This window comes from Streptomyces qinglanensis (genome assembly GCF_900111245.1).
Classification (GTDB): domain Bacteria; phylum Actinomycetota; class Actinomycetes; order Streptomycetales; family Streptomycetaceae; genus Streptomyces; species Streptomyces qinglanensis.
In genome coordinates this window covers 193,171-210,578 of record NZ_FOGO01000009.1, presented here as the reverse complement: position 1 = coordinate 210,578, position 17,408 = coordinate 193,171, and the positions used below count along the sequence as shown (strand labels likewise).

The window sequence follows — 17,408 nt, the reverse complement described above, 5'->3', positions numbered from 1 at the left end:
GCCAGCATATAAATAGGGAGATCTCTCGATGCGCGGCGCCTGTTCACCCCGCCACGCTCGGGGCATGACAGCGACCTACCCATTGCGGACCATCGCCGCGCACGAAGTCGACGCGTGGGCCCGGATGGTCACCACGACCTATGGCCAGGACTGGCAGGAGGGCGGCCTGCGGAACGCCGCCACCTCACTCGACCCCGACCGCACCATCGCCGCCTGGGACGGGCGGGAGATCGTCGGTGGCGCGTCGGTCTACGGCCGCGTCATGACGGTCCCCGGCGGCGCCGTACCCGTCGCCGGCATCACGCTCGTCGCGGTCCTGCCCACCCACCGGCGGCGCGGCATCCTCACCTCGATGATGCGCAGGCAGCTCACCGGCCTGCACGACACGGGGGGCGAGCCGATCGCCGCTCTCAACGCCGCCGAAGCCGCGATCTACAGCCGCTTCGGGTACGGCCTCGGCAGCCACGTGGCCGAGATCCGGGGGGACCGGAGGTCCATGGTCCTCCGTCCCGGTACCGACCTGGGCGACGGCACGGTCCGCCTGCTCGACCGTGCGGAGGCCCGGCCGCTGCTGGAGAAGGTCTACGAGACCGTACGCGGCACCGCGGTCGGGTGGGTGGACCGGACGGAGAAGTACTGGGAGGCGCGGCTCGCCGACGGCGCCTGCGCACGCGACGGAGGCACGGCGCTGCGCTTCGCCGTCCACCGGGAACCCGGCGGAGAGGCGACCGGCTACGCTCTCTACCGCTCCAAGGCGGGGGTGGCACGGGTCATCGAGGTCGCGGCGGCCTCGCGGCAGTCGTACGCCGCCCTGTGGCGCTTCCTCGTCGACCTCGACGCGCACGACGGTCTCGTCTACGACGGCGCCGTCGACGAGCCGCTGAAGCATCTGCTGACCGATCCGCGCGCGGTCCGCCCCACGGTGACCGACAATCTCTGGGTCCGGCTGGTGGACATCGACCGCGCGCTGACCGCACGCCGCTACGCGACCCCTCTGGATGTGGTGCTGGAGGTCCAGGACACGTTCTGCCCCTGGAACACCGGACGCCACCGGCTGTGCGCCGACGGCGACTCCGTCACCTGCGAACCCACCCGGGCCCGGCCCGACCTGCGGCTGACCTCAGCGGAACTGGGCGCGGCGTATCTGGGCGGCACCACCCTGTCGGAGCTGGCCGCCGCGCGGCGCGTCGAGGAACTGCGGCCGGGCGCGGTCGCCGCCGTCTCGCTCGCCTTCCGCGGCGAGCGCGCCCCGTTCCACCCGTCGGGCTGGGCCTTTCCCGCCTTCTGACGGCCGGGTGGCCGACGGCCGGCAGCCCGCGGACGTCCGCTCTGCGGCCGCGCGGTGCGGACCGCGGATGTCCGCCCTGCGGCCGCGCGGTGCGGAGCGGTCCGGCGCGCCGTCCGCACTCCGGAGGCCGCGACCGGTCCGCGCGGGGTGTCAGTGCCGGCCGGGGCGGCTCCGCGGGGCGGCGGACGGTTCGAGCATCGGCTCGAAAGCGGACTCCTCCTCGTCCCGGGCCTGGGGGAGGAACCCGTCGGGGACGGTGCGGGCGGCCGCGGCGAGCAGGCGGTCCAGGACGTCCTCCTCGGTGGCCGGGGGGAGTCCGAGTGCGGCCAGGAGGCGGTCGCGGACGGCGGGATGGTCCGGATGTTCCTCGTCATAGTCGGAGTCGAGGGCCGGGGGGCGGAGGCCGGCCAGGGCGTCGTGCCAGGACGGCAGGACGATGGCGAGGGTCAGGGCCTCGGCGAGGGACTCGGCGATGAGCGTGGCCCGGCCCTCGGAGTCGGTGTAGAGGACGGCGCGGGGGGCGTCGGAGGCGGCGGAGCCGCACAGGTAGTGGGTGCCGCCCGCATTGCAGCCGGCGACCGGCTCCACCGGCAGGCCGTTGGGCAGCGTGATCGACTCGATCGGGTCGGTGCGGGCGAGGTCGAACTCGCCGTCGCAGGAGAGATAGGAGGCGGCCTCCGGGTGCGCGGTGATTCTCCGGAGCAGTGCCTCGTCCGAGAAGGCGGCCGGGTCGAGGGCCCTGGCGAGGGCGGGGGTGAGGGGATGTCCGGCGAGGACGTCGCGGATGGCGTCCAGGGGGACGGGACGTTCGTAGTACTCCTCGAAGTGGGCCTGGACGGCTTCGGGGGAGCGGTCGGTGAGGAGGTGGAAGAGGAAGCCGGAGCCGTCCGGGTCGTCGGTGCCGGTGGGGAAGGCGATGGACGAGCCGGTGCGCCAGGCCGTGTCGCCGGTCTCACGCCACAGGCAGGCGGTGATCCGAGGGGCGTCGAGGCCCGTCGCGTGGAAGGCGGGCTCGTCCAGGAGCGGGCGCAGCGCCGCGGGCACGTCGTCGACGACCCCGGGCCAGACCTGCTCGTCGTCCGTGCCGTACGGGCTCATCTCCGACTCGTGGTCGAAGCCGCGTATGAGCACTCCGGCCGGGGTGAAGAGGACGGCGAAGTCGTCCCCCGAGCCGCTGTCCATGAGCGCCGCCGCCGTGTGGGGACTCCAGTCGGGGTCGAAGGTGTACTCGACGAAGTCCGGATCGTCGCCGATCGCCGCGTCCAGGACGGCCAGCGCACGCAGATGGGTGCGGAGCTGATCGGGGTGGGGGAGAAGGGCGGCGGTCTCGTGCACAGTGCTCATGCCGACATCGAAGCAGCGGCCACCGACAATCCGGCCCGGCCGGGAGGGGCCGGGGGCCGGGCCGGATGCCGGTGCGGTTGCTCCCTGCGGACTCCGGTCTGCCGCGCGGTGCTCGCCGTGCCGGTCGCCTGCGCCGTGCCGGCCCGGCGCTGGGACCGGCACCGGGGCGCGGGGCCGGGCGCCGGGCGCCGAGCGCGGCGCGGCGCGGCGCGCGAGGCGTCCGAGGCCGAAGCCCTGTGCTCCACCTGCCGTCCGGTCGGCGCGCGGCGCTCGGGAATCGCCCCCCGGACCGACGGAGGCACGCAGACGCGTCCGGACGGGACGCGCGGTCGAACTGGGCGCCCCGCTCTCGGATTTGTGCCGATGCGTGAGTACGGTGATCCCCCGCGGTCCCCCGGCCGGGAGGTGCCGGTGGCGTCCGCCCGCCCTCCGGAGCCCGGTTTCCGAACCGGCCGGAGCGCGGGCCGGGGCTGGTGCTTCAGGTGTCCGTGGCCGCGGCCCGCTTCAGCCGGGGAGCCCCGACCTCGTCCCCGACGCGCCCGAATTGGAGGCCACGTGATCCTGAGCCGCGCCCCCGAGAGCGGTCTTGCCGTACGCCGACGACTCCGGGCGGACCGCTCCGCACGGTGCGCGGCAGACCCGGCGCCTGGGAGGTCGGAGTGAGCGGGACCGTCGGCGCGGGCGGCCCCGAACCGACCTCGGCCGCGAGTGGCGAGCCGGGCCGGGCGAGCCGGCACCGCGAGGACTCGGCGCCGGGGGCCCGGGACCCGAAGCGCACGGCTCGGGGCAGGAAGCGCACGGCTCAGGGCTCGGAGCCCACGCCCCCGGGCTTCCAGCCCACGCCCCCGGGTCCGGGGTCCACGCCCCCGGGCTCGGAGTCCACCGACCAGGACTCGAAGACCATGGCCCAAGGCTCGGAATCCACCGCCCGCGCCTCGGAACCGGCGGGCGAGGACGGCGTCTCGGCGGCGGAACGGGAGCTGTTCGGAGGGCGACTGCGCTGGGACGACGCGTTCGTCGAGCACGAGGGCTCGGTGGCGCGGCTGCGTTTCGGGCAGATGGCGGCCGCGCTGCCGCGCATGATGGGCGTGGTCCTGCGGGCCGGCTGGGAAACCGACCCGCGCGCGTTGGCCGGGGTCGTGGTGGCGCAGGCCGGCCAGGGCCTGACCACCGCGTTCGGGCTCGTGGCGATCAACGGCGTGCTCGGCAGTCTGTTCGCGAACGGGCCGACGGACGACAAGCTGCGGGAGTCCGTTCCGGCGCTGGTGCTGCTGGCTCTCGTCTCCGTGGGCATGGCGGTGCTGGCGGCCTGGTCGACGGCGATGTCCGGCCGGCTGGAGCCGCAGGTCGAGCGGGCCGTCTCGCTCCGCTACTACCGGGCGGTCACCCGGGTGGAGGTCGCGGCGACGGAGAAGCCCGAGATCCAACGCCACTTGGAGGCGGGCAAGTTCGGCACGGAGTCGGCCCGGCGCATGCTCAGCCTGTCCGTGGGGGCCTCCAACGTCGTGATCGGCATGGTGGCCGCCGCCGTCGTGCTGGCCTCGCTGCACTGGGCGCTGCTGCCGATGCTGCTGGCCATCGCGCTGCCCAAAGCCTGGGGGGCGGTGCGCTCGGCACGCCGGGAGTACACCTCCCGGCGGCACTGGGTGGACCACCGCCGGGCGGTCGCCACTCTGCTCCAGTACCTGACGATGCCGCACGCCGCCGGGGAGATCCGGGCGCATGCGGCGGGCTCGCTGCTGCTGCGCGGGTACGAGGAGATGTCCGGACTGATGGAGACCGAGCAGCGGCGGCTGGCCCGCGCCCAGGCCCGGACCGACCTGGTCGCCGCGGCGTTCTCCGGTCTGGCGTCCCTGGGTTGCTACGGCGTGCTGTGGTGGCTGCTGACCAGCGGCGGTCTCCCGATCGCGGTGGGCGGCACCGCCGTGGTCGCCATCCGTACCTCCACCGCGCGCCTCACCTCGCTGGTGCAGCAGGTGAACCGCATGTACGAGGAGATGCTCCGGCTCGGCGACACCGAGGAGGCCGTCCGGCTGGCGGCCGGGCACGCCATCCCCGCCACGGGGAGGCCGCTGCCCTCGCCGGTGCGGGAGATCCAGGTGCGGGACGTCTCCTTCACCTACCCCGGGGCCACGGTGCCCGCGCTGCACCGGGTGGACGTGTCCGTGCGGCGGGGCGCGGTGACCGCGCTCGTGGGCGCGAACGGCTCCGGCAAATCCACGCTGGCCAAGATCCTGGGCGGGCTGCTGCTGCCCGACAGCGGTGACGTGTGGTGGGTGGGTCCGGAGGGGGAGCGGGTGGAGGTGCGCGAGGCCGCCCGCGCCGACGTCTTCCGGTCGGTGGGGATGCTGACCCAGGACTTCCCCAACTGGCAGATGACGGCCGCCGCGAACGTCGCCGTCGGTGCCGGGGACCGTCCGCGGGACATGGCCCGGGTCCGGGAGGCGGCGCGCGCGGCCGACGTGGCCGAGTTGATCGAGGGCCTGCCGCACGGCTGGGACTCCATCGTCTTCAAGGGCTACGAACGCGGGGTGCAGCTCTCGGGCGGTCAGTGGCAGAAGCTGGGCACGGCCCGCAGCCTCTACCGGGGTGCGCCGTTCCTGCTGGTCGACGAGCCGACCTCGGCGCTCGACCCGCACGCCGAGATCGAGGCGTTCGACCGGCTGCGGACCCTGGCCGACAGCGGGGTCGCGGTCGTGCTGGTCACCCACCGGCTCGCCGCGACCGCCTCCGCTGACCACATCTATGTCCTGGACCGCGGGCACATCGCCGAACACGGCACCCACGAGGGGCTCATGGGCCGGGACGGCGGGCTGTACCGGGGCATGTTCGACGCGCAGGCCGCGCAGTACGGGCTCACCTCGTTCCCGGTGGGTGCCGTCCCCGCGCCCCGCAGCGGCATGGCCGTTCCGCCGCAGCAGGGCACGGGGGCAGCCGACTGAAGGCGATTCGGCCGGAGTTCTGCCCACTTCGCAGGGCAGGGCAGGACAAGCCGGATGAACGGGAAGGTGTGTTTCCGCTGTCGCTGCTGCTGCCACGGGGTGCTGAACTGGCGGTCGTGGCGGTCTGTCGAGGTCTCCGGACTCCACGCCACCGGGGCGCCCGGAACAGGCGGTGAAACTCTCAAGTGGCGTATGTGGCTGGTGTGTTGACGCTGCTGATGTTGCTCGATTACGTTCCACGAGGCTCCGGGAGGCCCGGCGCGCGTACGAGCGTCGATCTCGCGGAGAAGTCATTGCTGACCTCTGTCCGGAGGGAACGAAATGAACGAAGAACTGCTCGACGACGAGTTCGCCCTCGACCTGCGTGTGGGGCACACCGCGGTCTCCACCAGCTCCGCCGCGGCGACGAACAACGGCGGCTGCGAGACCTCGCGCACCTCGCTCTGCACCGACACGCTCAGCACGTGCTGCTGAGACGCCACATCTGATGTGCTGACACCGTCGTCCCTGAGGTGACGCACATCCACGGTGAGCCACGCGGAGGGCCCCGCGGTCCGTGCACAGGGGGTCTCAGAGCCCTCCGTCTGGTTGTTCGCCACGAAGGCCGAGATGCACCGAAGAGGCTGAGAGAGGGCGCCATGGAGGCCGGTCCGGCGGAGAAAGTGACCGACGAAGAGGCTCTGCGGCTGGCTCGCGAGGTGGCGGACCGGCTCATGGAATCGGCCGGCGGCGCCGCGGAGAAGGCGGACCTCGCCGACGGCGCCCCCGGCATCGCGCTCGCTCTCCGGTACGCGGCCGAAGTCTTCGACGAGGACCGCTACTTCAAAGCGGGACAGCTCCATCTGCGGCGCACCGCCGAGATGAGTGCCGCCGCGCCCCTGCAGGCGCCCGGTCTGTACCTCGGCACCGCGGGTGTCGTCTGGGCGGTGACCGAGTACGCCCGTCTGGAGCCGCGCTACCTCCCGACGCTGGCCACGATGACCGACCAACTGGCCCGGCAGACCCGGGCGATCTCGCTGAACCCCGCCCCGGGAAGCGTCGCCTCGCACGACTACGACGTCATCGGCGGCGCGGCCGGCTGGCTCGCCGCGCTCCGCAAGGCCGCGGACGTCCTCGGCGGGCGGGCGACGGACGTCACCCGGGAGGCCGCAGACCGCCTCGTCGACTATCTGGTGGAGCTGACCCGGGACGACGGCGGCCCGCTCAGATGGTTCTGCGCACCCTCGCACTTCCCCACCATCCTGGGCCCCGACGGAGAGCCGACGCCCCTCCCGGGATATGTGAAGCAGTTTCCCGACGGCGTGTACAACCTGGGATTCGCCCACGGGCCACCCGGCATCCTCGCGGCCCTCTGCCGCCCCGACACCGCCCACGCGGCCGGCACCGCGGACCAGGAGGCACGCTCGCACCGGGTGCGGCAAGGCGTCCGCGAACTCGCCCGGACGCTCGAAGCGCTGCGCATCGACAGCCTCGACTATCCGGCATGGGCCAACCTTCTGCTGCCCCACCCGGACTCCGGACGCCCCGACACCGGCGCCGAGCAGGTACCGGCCAGGAGCGCCTGGTGCTACGGCCCGCCCGGGGTCGCCGCGTCCCTGCTGCCGGCCTCGGCGGCCTGCGGCGAGCCGGAGCCCACCGACCTCGCGGTGGCCACCCTGCAGGGCCTCGAACGCACCCCGGCCGAGCAGCAGCGCATCAACTCGCCCACGCTGTGCCACGGGCTGGCGGGACTGGTGACCGTCTACGGCCGGGCCGCCGCCCAGACCGGCCTGCCGGATCTGCGGCGCATGCACGACGCGTTCCTGTCCCGGATGTGCTCCTACGCGGACCCGGACCACCCCTACCTCTTCCCCGACTACGACCCGTGGGGAGGGCACGAGCACAGTCCCGGCCTGCTGACCGGTGCGGCCGGAGTCATGCTCGCCCTCCTCGGTGCCGTCTCCGGCACGGCGGCCGAGTGGGACGAGCTGCTGTTCCTGACCCCGAGACCGGCCCGCGGGCACCAGTCGGGCGGGACCGGAGCGGAGACGGGACCGGACCGAGGCATGGGGGAGAAGTGACCGAAGAGAGTGCCGACACCTACCGGGCCTGCGGGTTCTTCATGCTCAGGGCCCCGGCTCTGCCCGCCCGCCCGATGCTCGAACTGCTCAGGTCGCTGCCCGCCGCGGACGGCGAGGCCGTGCACGCCGACGCCTGGCAGGACGATTACGCGAACCAGCTCCGCAAGCTGTGGTCCACCCCGGGCATACCGGATGCCGTGCGGGCCGCCTCGCCCCATCTGGCGGACGCCGTGGAGCGGTTCGACAGCCTCGGCCGCAAGGACAGCCGCAAGGCCGTCCGCGGTCTGAGCCGCTATCTGAACCGGATGAGCTTCCGCGCGACGCCGTTCGGCCTCTTCGCGGGCGTCACCACCGGCGTGTTCGGCGAGGAGCAGCGCACCCGGCTCGGCGACACCGCCATCGGAGCGGCCCGCGCACGAGCGGACTCCGGATGGGTCATGCACCTGGTCAAGCGGCTCGCCTTCGGCGCACAGCAGCCCCGCGACCTGCGGGTGCGGCGCAACGACCTGCTCCACGTGGCCCGCGGCCGGGTGTGGCTGTCCACGGCCGAGGGCTACGGGCTCGACGCCGGTGCCGAGGCCGCCCGCACCGCCGTACCCGGCGACGGAGGCCGGACCACGCCCAAGGGCCGACGCTCCGTCAGCGTACGGCTCACGGCGCCGATCCGGTCCGTGCTCGACCACACCCGGACGCCGACGACACTCGGCGACCTCACCGCCCGGCTCATCGAGGACTTCCCGACGGCAGCCGCCGAGCGGATCACGACCCTGCTCGACGGCCTCCTCGACAGCGACATCCTCATCACCGCCGAGCGCCCCCGGCTGCTGGTCCCCCCGACCGGCCGGACGGACCACGACGCCTCGCTGCTGCGCTCGATGCTGCCTCCCGTCACCGATCCTGCCGTCGCCGGGGCGATCGACGGGGTGGAGGCCGCGGTCAGCGCGTTCAACCAGGGTGAGATCCCGGTGTCCGCACTGCTGGAGGCGGCGAGCACACCCATGCCCGAGGCTGTCGGGGGACACTCGGGCCCGACGCTGCAGATCGACTCGACGCTGAACCTCGATGCGCCTCTCGTCCTCCCCCGGGCCGTGGCCGGGCTGGCGGAAGAGGCCGCCCGCCTCTTCCGGCGCGTCGGCGCGGAGGACCGCTACCCGCCGCATCTCACGGAGTACGCCGACGCGTTCTCCGAACGCTACGGCCACCGCTCCGAGATCCCCCTGCTGGAGGCACTTACCCCGGAGACCGGCCTCGGCCCGCCGCGCCGATACCGCTCCCCGGGACAGGCGTACCCGCTGCCGGGCGTCGCCCAGCGGGCCGTGGACGGAGCGGACCGGCCGGACGAGCGGCCCCGGGAGGCCGTGCTGAACCGGATGGTCACCGGGGCCCTGGCCCGCCGGGAGCTGAGCGTCCAGCTCGAGGACCGGCTGCTCGACGAGCTCACCGAGGTCTCGGCCGCCGAGGACGACCACCGGCCGCCGATGCCGGTCCTCGATCTGTATCTCGGCCTGCTGGCACCGGGTCCGGGCCGTGAGCGCTGGCGCGCCGTCTGCGGCACCGCCGGAGTGGTGATGGGCGGGAGGACCTTCTCCCGCTTCCACGACCTCTTCGACGAGGAGACCCGTACGTCGCTGCGCGAGCTGGCCGCCGCCGAGGAACAGCGCCAGGGCGACGCCGTCTGCGCCGAACTGTCCTCCCTGCCCCAGCACGCCCGTTCCGTCAACGTCACGATCCGGCCCACCGTGCACACCTGGGAGCTGCCGGTGAACGTCACCCCCGGCCGGGACGAGGACCGGGTGATCCGGCTGGACGACGTCCTGGTCGGGGTGGCCGACGGGAAGCTCTATCTGCGCAGCCGCTCGCTGGGCCGCCGACTGCACGTCACGGACCGCGCGATGCTCAACTGGGCGGGGGCGCCCGACCCCTGCCGGTTCATGCTGGAGGTCTCCCAGGGCCTCTCGGGCACCGTCTCGTGGTTCAGCTGGGAGAGCCTGACCTGGACCATGCCGTTCCTGCCCCGCGTCGAACGGGGGGACTTGGTGCTGCGCCGGGCACGGTGGCGGCTGCGTCCCGGCGACCTGGCACCGGGCTCCGGCGGCGGCGACGGCGGGAAGGGCGGCGGAGAAGGCGGCGGGGCGGACGCCGCGACGGCCGCGTTCGCCGAAGCCGTCGGCGTCTGGGCCGACACGTGGATGGTGCCCCGCCTGGTCAACCTCACCGACAACGACAACGCCCTGCTGCTCGACCTCACCAGCGCCGCCTCGCTGCGCGAGCTGCGCGACAGCCTGGACCGGGCCACCGACGACGGGATCACCCTGGAGGAGGTGCTGCCCGCGCCGGACGAGGGCTTCCTGCGGGACACCGCCGGAGAACCGTACGCCTCCGAGATCGTGGTGCCCCTCGTCCGGACCGGCGAGGACCCGGGCCCGGTGGCCCGGCACATCCGGCCCCGGTCCGTCCCCGACGTTGCGGACCCCGGGGCACGGAGCAAGCGGATCGGCAGCGACTGGCTGGCCGTGAAGCTCTACGCCGAGCCGGACGCGCACGACACCCTGCTCGGCGCGGGCCTGGCCGGTCTCACCGGCCGGCTGGCCGAACAGTACGGCGTGCCCTCCCCGTTCTTCCTGCGCTACGGCGATCCGGCCCCCCATCTGCGGGTGCGGTTCCACATACCCGAGGAGTCCGTGCGTGCGGACGTGCTGCGCGAGGTGACCGCCTGGGCGTACGAACTCGCCCGGGGCGGGCACCTCGCGGACCACACCTTCGTCAGCTATCAGCGCGAGGTCGAGCGCTACGGCGGCCCCGAGCTGATCGCGGACGCCGAGGAATGGTTCCGGCAGGACAGTGCGGCCGTCGTCCAGCTCCTCCGGAAGCTGCGCGCCTCCGGAACCGGTCTGCCGGGGCTGCCACCCCTCGGCCTGGACGCGTCCCGGGAACGTGCCGCGCTGGCCGCCCTCACCCTCGACCGGCTGTGCGGCTCCCTCGTCCCCGATCCCGAGGAGCGGCACGCCCTCGCCCGCCTCGCGGCGCAGCGCAACGCCGGTGGCGACCTCTACCGCACGGTCGGCCGCGGCCTGTGGACCGCCCGCACGGACGACGGCCCGGTCCGCGAACTGCTCGACGGGGCCGACGCCGTGTGGCGCCCGGCCGCGGAGCGGCTCACCCGGCGGATGGCCGAGCTGGAGCGGGCCGGCGAACTCCAGGCGGACCGCGGCGACATCGTCCTGTCTCTGCTGCACATGCACTGCAACCGGATGGGCCTGCGCCCCTCCGACGAGGCCCTCTCCTACGGAACCTGGCGCCGCCTCCTCGACCGCGCGGCGCATGCCGCGGGCTGAGCCGGGGCGCGGCTGCTGACCGCGCACACTCCGGGGACGCCGGCCGTCACCTGCGTCCGGGGCGGCAGCCGTCCGCACCTCCGTGTCCGCGCAGCGGGCGGCCCCGCGGTACGGAACCGCGGGGCCGCCCGTGCGGGGTTCGGTGCGGGGCTGCCCCCGTCTAGCGGATCGACTTGATCAGCTCGCCGTCCGGGGTGTCGCCGCTCAGCTCCCAGACGAAGGTGCCGCCCAGCTTCTGCTTCTCACCCCAGGCGACCTTGCCCTTCAGGGTCTCGGGGGTGTCGTAGCTCCACCACTCGTCGCCGCAGTACGCGTAGGCCGTGCCGCCGACCGTGCCGTTGGCGGGGCAGCGGTCCTTGAGCACCTTGTAGTCCTCGATGCCCTGCTCGTAGGTGCCGGGGGCCGGGCCCGTCGCCGTGCCGCCGGGCTCCTTCTGCGTCACCCCGGTCCAGCCGCGGCCGTAGAAGCCGAGCCCCATCAGGATCTTCTCCGGCGGGACGCCGTTCCACAGCAGGGCCGCGATGGAGGACTTGGTGTCGAAGAGCTTCTTGGGGATGCCGTCGTAGTCCTCCAGCGCCGAGTGGGGCGCGGTGGGCCCTTCCTTGTCGAAGGCGCCGAAGTAGTCGTAGGTCATCGGCAGGTACCAGTCGACGTACTGGGCGGCCTCCCGGTAGTACCCGGACGCCTGCATCTTTCCGCCGTCGGTGGCGTCGGCGCTGATGGCCGCGGTCACCAGCTTGTCGCCGAACTTGCCCCGCAGCGCCTTCATCAGCTTCGCGAAGGCGCCCTCGCCGCTGGTGTCGCAGCTCAGTCCGCAGGCGTTGGGGTACTCCCAGTCGATGTCGATGCCGTCGAAGAGCCCCTTCCAGCGCGGGTCGTCGAGCAGGTTGTAGCAGGACTCGGCGAACGCCTCCGGGTTCTCGGCAGCTTCGGTGAAGCCCTTGGACCAGGTCCAGCCGCCGAACGACCACAGCACCTTCAGGTCCGGGTGCTTCTTCTTGAGCTTCAGGAGCTGGTTGAAGTTGCCGCGCAGCGGCTGGTCCCAGGTGTCGGCCTCGCCGTCGACGCTCTGTTCGGCGGTGTAGGTCTTCTCGTAGTCGGCGTAGCTGTCACCGGGGGTGCACTTGCCGCCCTGGACGTTGCCGAAGGCGTAGTTGATGTGCGTGAGCTTGTCCGCCGAGCCGGAGGTCTCGATGTTCTTGACGTGGTAGTTGCGCTGGTAGACGCCCCATTCGGTGAAGTAGCCGACGTTCTTGGGCCCGCCCGTCTCCGACGCGTGCGTGCCCCCGGCCAGCCCCGCCCGCTCGTCGCTCCCGCCGGAGGTGTCGACCGCGAGCAGCGCGGCGACCACGGCGGCCACGCACAAGCCGCTCAGGACGGCGAAGAGGGCGCGGCGGTGGAATCCACCGGCTGCGGGGGAGAAGTCCTGTCTGCTGTCCGATCCGAGCATGGTCACCTCGCGTAGGGGGCGGGGGAAGGTGCGCGGCGTTCACCCCTGGACACGTGAGAGCCGCACCGGTCCGTCGACGTCGCGGACCGGTGCCGGTTCTGCCGGCACCGGTCCCAGAAACGGGCGCGGTGACCGTCCGGTTCACTTCCGCACGGGGAGTCCGTGCGCGGGCGGACCGGCGGCACGGGCGTGTTCCGGGTGTCTCCGTGCGGCTTCGGCAGACGGCACGGACCAGCAGACGGCACGGAGCAGGGGCGCGTACCGGCCGGTCGTCCCGAGGCGCTGCGCCCTGGCGGCCGGTGCGTCTCGTTCCGCAAGCCGTGCCCGGGGCCGCGGTTGTCCGGGCGTCCCGCCAGGAATGCTTCGCCCATGACAGGTGATGACAGGAACAGGCGTTCACAGTCCGGTGACGACGGCGGCTCCTCCAGTGGAAGCGACTCGGACGGCGGCGGAGAGTAGCCGACGGCTCGTCCTCGTCCCCGCGCACCGGTGGTGTGCGGGGACGACGGGTTTCCGGGGACTGGAGCCGGTCCGGCCCCGACTACCCTCAAAGAAGTGTTTGACGGTTGGCTCCGCGTGCCGCACACTCACCGCGTGGCCATCTCCTCCCCCCGCCCCGACCGCGACGTGCTCCGCGGGGTCCTGCGTCATCGCGCCTTCCGCGCGCTCACGGTGGGCCGGTCCCTGACCTTCTTCGGCAACTCCATGGCGCCCGTCGTGCTCGCTTTCGCCGTGCTGGACCTCGGCGGCTCCGCGGTGGACGTGGGACTCGTCGTCGGCGCCCGGTCCGTCAGCAGCGTCGTGCTGCTGATCTTCGGCGGGCTGCTGGCCGACCGGCTGCCGCGGGCGCTGGTGCTCCAGGGCGCTGCCGCGTCCGCCGCGCTGGTGCAGAGCGGCGTGGGGCTGGCCGTACTGGCCGACCGGGCGCCGATCGCTGCGCTGCTGGTCCTCAGCATGGTGCAGGGGGCCGTGGCGGCCGTCTCCATACCGGCTTCCGCTGCGCTGCTGCCCCGCACCGTGCCGCCGGACGAGTTGCGGCCCGGCAACGCGCTCTCCCGGATGGGGCTCAACACAGGCATGATCGCGGGGACCTCGCTCGGTGGCATGCTGGCAGCCGTCGCGGGTCCGGGATGGGGCATGGTGCTCGACGGCGCGGCCTTCCTGGGCGCCGCGGCCGCCTACCGCCTCACCGGGCGCGTACTCGCCGGACGCGCCGCAGTCCCGTCGTCCGCTGCGGCCGCGGAGCCCGCGACGGTTCCCGATCCCGTGCCGGTTCGCGCCCCTGTGCCGGTTCCCGATCCCGTGCCGGCCGTCGGGTCCACCGGGTCCGCCGAGCGGGCGCGGCCCTGGCAGGACATGCGCCAGGGCTGGCGCGAGTTCGCCTCCCGCACCTGGGTGTGGGTCGTGGTACTGCAGTTCTTCGTGGTGAACGCGGTCTCGGCAGGCGGCATCCAGGTGCTGGGACCGACCGTCGCCGACGCGACCTTCGGCCGTGCCGCCTGGGGCTTCGTCCTGGCCACCCAGATGGCCGGCGCTCTGGTCGGCGGGCTGCTCGTGGCGCGGTCCCGGTCCCGCCACGCGCTGCGGATCGGGGTGGCCGTCGTGGCCCTGGACGCGCTGCCGCTCGTCGCCCTCGCGGAGTCGGCCGGCCTGGCGCTGCTGCTGGTGGCGATGTTCGTGAACGGCATCGCGCTGGAGCAGTTCAGCGTGGCCTGGGACCTCTCGCTCCAGGAGAACGTCCCGCAGGACACGTTGGCCCGCGTCTACTCCTACGACGCGCTGGGCTCCACGCTCGCCCTCCCGCTCGGCGAGATGGCCGCCGGACCACTGGCGGAACGCTTCGGCGTCCGTCCGACGCTGCTGTGCGGGGTCGGACTCGTCCTGCTGGTGACGGCGGGCGCGCTCGGCAGCAGCCAGGTGCGGGGGCTGACAGCGGGCGGGACGGCGCCGGACGAGGGAGCCCCGGAGCACGCGGCGGTGTGAGGCAGACTGGCCGGATGCCGCACTCCCGTTCCGGTCCGTCCGGCCCGCCCGGCCCGGGCACCTCCCGTACCGCTGCCGCGCAGGGCGCCGCCGTCGATTCCGCGGCCACCGAGGCGTCCGTGGCGGATCTGCGGGTGCTGGCCCATCCGCTGCGGTTGCGGCTGCTCTCCCTGCTGACCGGCGAGGCGTACAGCGCGGCGGAGGCGGCCCGGATCCTGGACCAGTCGCAGGCCAATGTCAGTTACCACCTGCGCAGGTTGCATCAGGCCGGACTCGTCGACGCGGTGGGCGAGGTGACCGTACGGGGCGGCACGGCCAAGCGCTATCGCCACGACCCCGACAGCGGCGAGCGACTGGGCCGCGGTGTGCCGCAGGGCGTCGACGCGTACCTCGCGCTCGCCGGTGCGCTGGGCGAGGAGCTGCGGCGGCGCACGGCCCAGCGGGACACTGCGGTGCGGGGGGAGATGACCGACGCGGAGGTCTGGCTGGAGCCGGAGGTGTGGGCCGGGGTGCGCGAGCGCGCCAGAGAGGTGGGGGACGAACTCCACCGCTGTGCGCTCCCGCCCGGTACGGACGGCGCGGTGCGGGTCAGCGCGACGATGGTGCTGTTCGCGATGCGAGCGGCGGAGAGCACCCCGCCCGCCGAGCCGGCCGACTAGGTCTCGTCCGGCCGGTCATGTGCGGTGGCTGCGGACGAGGCTGCGGCACGCGGACGCGCCGGGGCGTTCCGCGGTCGGGCGGCGGAATCCCGCGCTCCGTGCCGCCGCGTGCCGCCGCGTGCCGCCGCGTGCCGCCGCGTGCCGCCGCGTGCCGCTGCGGGCCGCTGCGGGCACGGCAGCGGCGGCTTGCCCGCACGGTTGTGAACAACCCTCCGGGCTCAGGTGGACGGCCCGTCCCCGGCGAGGAAGTCCGCCACGGAATCGGGCGGGTTGGCGGCGCGGGTGAGGGCGAACATCGCCTCGGGGTCGAACATGTCGTAGAGGAGGACGGGCACCGGCCGTCCGAGGGCGCGCACCAGGTCGCCTTCGGTGTGGAGCAGCCGGGCCAGGTCGACGCAGAGTTCGCGGAACCGGGTCTCGAGGAGTGCTCCCCGTTCGTCCTGCACGTGCTCGGGGGCGTCGTCCTCGTACCAGAGGCCGTCCGCTTCGGCCTCCCGGCGGTGCAGTGCGGCACCGTGCGGGTCGTGTTCCGCGTCGTTCCCCAGAACGCGGATGCCGTCCAGTCCCGACGGGGGGAAGTAGGCGTAGTGCCAGCGGGCTTCCCAGGGGCCGGGGGGTTCCGGCTGCGCGAGCAGCCGGGCCGGCTCGTCCTCTGTGGTGCAGCCGAGCGCCAGGTAGGGGAAGCGCGGGTCCTGGTCGACGCTGTCGATGCGGAACGTGACGGCGTAGACGTCGGAGGCGGGCCCGCCGGTCAGCTCTCCCAGCGCGCTGACCGTCTGCTGCCTCATGTGCTGCCGGAACGTCATCGGGCGCTCTCCCGTGCCGAGATGGTGTGTGCCGTCGATGCGGGTGCCTCGAGCCGCAGGTACGGCCTCGGCCGGATACGCCCCGAGTGGCCGGTGATGCGGCAGACTATCGGCTCCGCGCCCCCGGGTCCGCCCCGGCCGGCCCCCCGGACCTGCCCGGGCCCTGGCGCCGTTCCCGTACCGGCCTCCCGTCGACGGCCCGCCCGGCGTCGCGCTGTTGAGGGCGGGTCGGGCGGGTCTGAGCAGGTGCTCATCACATCGGGTGAAACTTTGGCCGACTGTTGCGGGCAACAACGCTCTGTTGCCAAGCTGTTGCTGACCGTCAGTATCGCCCGGTGCCCGTCAGCTTCACTCGGCATCTGGCCGAAACGGGGAGGGCACACGTGCCATTCGGTGAGCAACCCGCGTATCTGCGCGTGGCCTCGGATCTGCGCAGCAAGATCGCGGACGGATCTCTTCCGCCGCACACCCGCCTCCCCTCGCAGGCCCGCATCCGCGAGGAGTACGGCGTCTCCGACACGGTCGCGCTGGAGGCGCGCAAGGTGCTGATGGCGGAAGGGCTGGTCGAGGGTCGTTCCGGCTCCGGGACCTATGTGCGGGAGCTGCCCGCCGCCCGCCGGGTCTCCCGCACCGGCTACCGCTCGCTGGGGGAGTGCACGCCCTTCCGCCAGGAGCAGTCGGACGAGCGGGTGCGAGGCACCTGGGAATCGCAGAGCGAGCAGGAGGACGCCTCGGCCGACATCGCCGAGCGGCTGTTCATCGAGCGCGGTGACCGAGTGATGCGTACCCGCTACGTCTTCCATGTCGGCGGCGACCCGGTGATGCTCTCCGTCTCCTGGGAGCCGCTGGCGGTGACGGGCCGGACGCCGGTCATGCTGCCCGAGGAGGGGCCGCTGGGCGGCCGGGGGGTGGTGGAGCGGATGGCGGCGATCGACCTGGTGGTGGACAACGTGACCGAGGAGGTCGCGAGCCGCCCCGGCCGGGCGGGGGAGATGACGGCGCTGGGCGGCGTCCCGGGGCACGCCGTACTCGTGATCGCGCGGACCTACTTCGCCGGCAAGCGCCCGGTGGAGACGGCGGATGTGGTGGTGCCCGCCGACCGGTTCAAGCTGGCGTACCACCTGCCGGTGAAGTAGCCGACCCGGCGCGTACGGTCCGGTTCTGCCGCTGAGGCGCGCCGGGGCGCCGCCGCCGGGCGGGCGAACGCCTGGCCGAAATGTTGACCGCAATGTGCAAAGCCGAATGCGGTGAGTGAGGGCCGGGCGTAAGCTCCGGCATATGCGAAGTGCGAGCGGCGACAGTGACGCGGTGCTGCCCTGGCAGCTCATCCGCCAGGACTGCCACGGCAATCGCTACCGCGTCGGCAGCTATGCCACCCGGGCCGAGGCGCAGCATCTCGCCGAACGGCTGAGCGAACAGGCCGAGGGGTATCTGGTGGAGCACCGGGACCGGCTGGCTGTGCACCCGGAGCACGCGGACGGCGGTCGCGGCTGACGCCGCACGCGCGCTCCCCTTCCCGCTCCCGCTCCGCTCCTGCCCCC

The 17,408-nt window shown here is 73.5% G+C and carries 12 protein-coding genes; 9 read left to right on the top strand and 3 right to left on the bottom strand.

Features of this window, described 5'->3' with window-relative positions; genetic code table 11:
* Positions 1-64 precede the first annotated feature (64 nt).
* Positions 65-1,288, top strand: a complete 1,224-nt coding sequence (locus BMX65_RS20180; protein ID WP_075001740.1) for a GNAT family N-acetyltransferase — start codon at positions 65-67, stop codon at positions 1,286-1,288.
* Between the two features lie 150 nt (positions 1,289-1,438).
* On the opposite strand, the gene BMX65_RS20175 is transcribed toward BMX65_RS20180, so the two are convergent.
* Positions 1,439-2,632, bottom strand: coding sequence for a hypothetical protein (locus tag BMX65_RS20175; protein WP_075001739.1), 1,194 nt, complete (start codon positions 2,630-2,632; stop codon positions 1,439-1,441).
* 902 nt (positions 2,633-3,534) lie between these two features.
* On the opposite strand from BMX65_RS20175, the gene BMX65_RS20170 reads away from it, so the two are divergent.
* From BMX65_RS20170 to BMX65_RS20160, 4 genes are all read left to right on the top strand, one after another.
* Complete coding sequence (locus tag BMX65_RS20170) at positions 3,535-5,574, top strand: ATP-binding cassette domain-containing protein (RefSeq protein WP_075001738.1); 2,040 nt, start codon at positions 3,535-3,537, stop codon at positions 5,572-5,574.
* A 321-nt stretch (positions 5,575-5,895) separates the two neighbouring features.
* The gene (locus tag BMX65_RS32975) at positions 5,896-6,048 is read left to right on the top strand and encodes a hypothetical protein (protein ID WP_019357929.1); all 153 of its coding nucleotides are present in this window, start codon (positions 5,896-5,898) and stop codon (positions 6,046-6,048) included.
* Between the two features lie 188 nt (positions 6,049-6,236).
* The gene (locus BMX65_RS20165) at positions 6,237-7,634 is read left to right on the top strand and encodes a lanthionine synthetase C family protein (protein ID WP_162637670.1); all 1,398 of its coding nucleotides are present in this window, start codon (positions 6,237-6,239) and stop codon (positions 7,632-7,634) included.
* Positions 7,631-10,969, top strand: coding sequence for a lantibiotic dehydratase (locus BMX65_RS20160; protein WP_075001736.1), 3,339 nt, complete (start codon positions 7,631-7,633; stop codon positions 10,967-10,969). Before BMX65_RS20165 ends, BMX65_RS20160 begins: the two co-directional genes overlap by 4 nt.
* A gap of 160 nt (positions 10,970-11,129) precedes the next feature.
* On the opposite strand, the gene BMX65_RS20155 is transcribed toward BMX65_RS20160, so the two are convergent.
* Complete coding sequence (locus BMX65_RS20155) at positions 11,130-12,419, bottom strand: glycoside hydrolase family 18 protein (protein WP_075001735.1); 1,290 nt, start codon at positions 12,417-12,419, stop codon at positions 11,130-11,132.
* Positions 12,420-13,013: 594 nt separating this feature from the next.
* Between BMX65_RS20155 and BMX65_RS20150 the strand changes: the two genes are divergently transcribed.
* Both BMX65_RS20150 and BMX65_RS20145 read left to right on the top strand, forming a co-directional pair.
* A complete protein-coding gene (locus tag BMX65_RS20150; RefSeq protein WP_239502109.1) occupies positions 13,014-14,402 on the top strand; it encodes an MFS transporter in 1,389 nt (462 codons plus the stop codon).
* 14 nt (positions 14,403-14,416) lie between these two features.
* Positions 14,417-15,061 (top strand): helix-turn-helix domain-containing protein, encoded by a 645-nt coding sequence (locus BMX65_RS20145; protein ID WP_079171991.1) that lies wholly within the window; start codon positions 14,417-14,419, stop codon positions 15,059-15,061.
* A gap of 218 nt (positions 15,062-15,279) precedes the next feature.
* Here the strand turns inward: BMX65_RS20145 and BMX65_RS20140 are convergent, their stop codons facing one another.
* Positions 15,280-15,867 carry a hypothetical protein gene (locus tag BMX65_RS20140; RefSeq protein WP_079171990.1) on the bottom strand — a complete coding sequence of 196 codons (588 nt, stop codon included), beginning with the start codon at positions 15,865-15,867 and terminating at the stop codon, positions 15,280-15,282.
* A gap of 383 nt (positions 15,868-16,250) precedes the next feature.
* Here BMX65_RS20140 and BMX65_RS20135 point away from each other — a divergent pair, with 383 nt between their 5' ends.
* A complete protein-coding gene (locus BMX65_RS20135; RefSeq protein WP_075001733.1) occupies positions 16,251-17,003 on the top strand; it encodes a GntR family transcriptional regulator in 753 nt (250 codons plus the stop codon).
* Between the two features lie 142 nt (positions 17,004-17,145).
* Entirely contained in the window at positions 17,146-17,361 is a 216-nt protein-coding gene (locus tag BMX65_RS20130) for a hypothetical protein (RefSeq protein WP_075001732.1), read from the top strand.
* Positions 17,362-17,408 lie beyond the last annotated feature (47 nt).

What these genes read in the sequence shown, in the direction of transcription:
- BMX65_RS32975 (WP_019357929.1), top strand. Translation starts at nt 5,896, where the DNA reads ATGAACGAAGAACTGCTCGACGACGAGTTCGCCCTCGACCTGCGTGTG.
- BMX65_RS20170 (WP_075001738.1), top strand. Translation starts at nt 3,535, where the DNA reads ATGGCCCAAGGCTCGGAATCCACCGCCCGCGCCTCGGAACCGGCGGGC.
- BMX65_RS20180 (WP_075001740.1), top strand. Translation starts at nt 65, where the DNA reads ATGACAGCGACCTACCCATTGCGGACCATCGCCGCGCACGAAGTCGAC.
- BMX65_RS20130 (WP_075001732.1), top strand. Translation starts at nt 17,146, where the DNA reads ATGCGAAGTGCGAGCGGCGACAGTGACGCGGTGCTGCCCTGGCAGCTC.
- BMX65_RS20140 (WP_079171990.1), bottom strand. Translation starts at nt 15,867, where the DNA reads ATGACGTTCCGGCAGCACATGAGGCAGCAGACGGTCAGCGCGCTGGGA.
- BMX65_RS20175 (WP_075001739.1), bottom strand. Translation starts at nt 2,632, where the DNA reads ATGAGCACTGTGCACGAGACCGCCGCCCTTCTCCCCCACCCCGATCAG.
- BMX65_RS20155 (WP_075001735.1), bottom strand. Translation starts at nt 12,419, where the DNA reads ATGCTCGGATCGGACAGCAGACAGGACTTCTCCCCCGCAGCCGGTGGA.
- BMX65_RS20145 (WP_079171991.1), top strand. Translation starts at nt 14,417, where the DNA reads ATGCCGCACTCCCGTTCCGGTCCGTCCGGCCCGCCCGGCCCGGGCACC.